This window comes from Arthrobacter sp., assembly GCF_031988865.1.
In the GTDB taxonomy this organism is placed as follows: Bacteria; Actinomycetota; Actinomycetes; order Actinomycetales; family Micrococcaceae; genus Arthrobacter_B.
In genome coordinates, this window is sequence record NZ_DALZXY010000177.1 from 1 (window position 1) to 1,752 (window position 1,752).

At 70.0% G+C, this 1,752-nt stretch carries 1 protein-coding gene; it reads right to left on the reverse strand.

Annotation, left to right across the window (positions count from 1 at the left end; genetic code table 11):
- Positions 1-1,752, reverse strand: a 1,752-nt coding sequence (locus RTN46_RS16975) for a transglutaminase-like domain-containing protein (protein ID WP_312183228.1), incomplete at both ends; no start/stop codon positions are given.

The following is a 1,752-nucleotide window of genomic DNA, read 5'->3' on the forward strand; positions in this document are numbered from 1 at the left end:
CGGGAGCCTAGGGCAGCGAAACGGGTGCGCAGGCCGGTCAGGTTCCTGCCCCACTGGTCGCGCCGCCGCTCGCCCCGCCGGTCGCCCCGCCGGTCAGCCAGCTGGTCAAACCGCCGGTCACGTTTCCGGTCAAGCCGCCGGTCCAGCCGGAGGGAGCGCAGCGAGTACCTGGCCCGCTGGCGCTGCCAGAAGCCCACGCTTCCATCCAGCTGGGTTCGGAGCCCCTCTACATCCTTCCAGTACGCCTGGACCTCGGCTTCCGCCGGGTCGCCGGGACCGAAGATCCCGGCGTCGGCCCGCCTGGCCAGCGCCGTTGTTCTGTCGGACTCGGAGGGGAACGCCTGGCCCAACACGGCGGCGTCCTCCCGGCGGGTCTGCCGTCCACTGAGCAGGACGCCGTGGTCCGCAGCGGAACTGAGGACTTCCCGCCATCCTCCCGCCACCCGCTGGGCAGCTCCTCCGGCGGTCCGCCGGCGCTTCGTACGCCGCCGCTTGAGCAGCAGGATCGCCAGCAGCGGTCCGAACAGCACAGCCAGGGGCAGGGACGCAATAGCCAGTACCCGCAGCAGCCCTGACACCGTCTGCCATAGGTCGTCTTTCTGCTGCTCGGCGTCCTGCGGATCGGCCGCCGTGTCCGGCGGCAGTTCGGCCGGCTCCTGTGGTGGGGGCGGCGGCTGCAGGACCTGCGGCTTGGGGGTGGATTTTGGCTGCTGCTGCGGCGGAACCGGTTCGTTGTCCTCATCCGGGGTGGGGAAAAACGGCACCCAGCCCACACGGTCGAATTCAATCTCCACCCAGGCATGCACATCGTCGCCGGTGATTTCGATCTTTTCCGGCGCTGAGTCCAGCTCCTCCCAGTCCGGGTAAAAGCCCATCACCACTCGGGCGGGGATGCCGAGCTTCCGCGCCATCAGGGACATTGCCACGGCGTACTGTTCGTCATCACCCACCATCTGTTCGGCATCGAGGAGGCTCAGCATCCGGGCGGCTCCGTGGCCAGGCAGCGACGGGGTCTCGCCGTCCTTGCCGTTGCTGAAGTAGCCCTCCGTGGCCAGGATCTGCTGCAGCCGCCGGACCCGCTGGACGGGGGTGGTTTCCTCCCCTGCGTATTCGGCTGCCTTCGCGCCGATGATCGCCGGTTCGCCCTGCAGCCGCGGCTGCGCGGCATCGGCGAACCCGTACTGCGCCAGCTGCGCGTCGTCGTACTCCTCCGGGAAGAGGACACTGGCTTCGTAACTGTCGCCGGCACCAACCCCGGCCGCCGTCAGCAGGGTGGCGGACCCCGCGTCGTAGTACAGGCCTCCGGCGATGTCCTGGCCACGTTCCCCTGTGGTGCGCAGCGACTGGACCTCACCGCCGGCGGGCAGCCAGACGCCGCTGTAACCGTCAAGGGAGAACCGCAGGGTGGCCTCGGTGCCCCGGCCGGGGTCCGGCTGGCCGCCCAGTGTTCCGGCGTCCCCCACCCGGGCAAAACCGCCGGTGGACTGCGCCGCAACGTCGTAGACCACGCCGTCGTACGTGTCCATGGCGGCGAGCCGGACCCGCTGGCCCTGCGGAAGCCCCTCGACGGTGAACAGCGTCGTGTCTGCGTTGTCCTTTACATACCGGCGGAAATCCGTGAGCGGACTGGGATAGTTGAACAGGTCCACGGGCGGTTCGACAGCGTCGCGCAGCACCTTGCGTTCCGCATCCACGCCGAGCAGGGGCGCCGCAGCCAGCGAGAGCACGGCCGCGCCGGCCAGGACGGCGGCG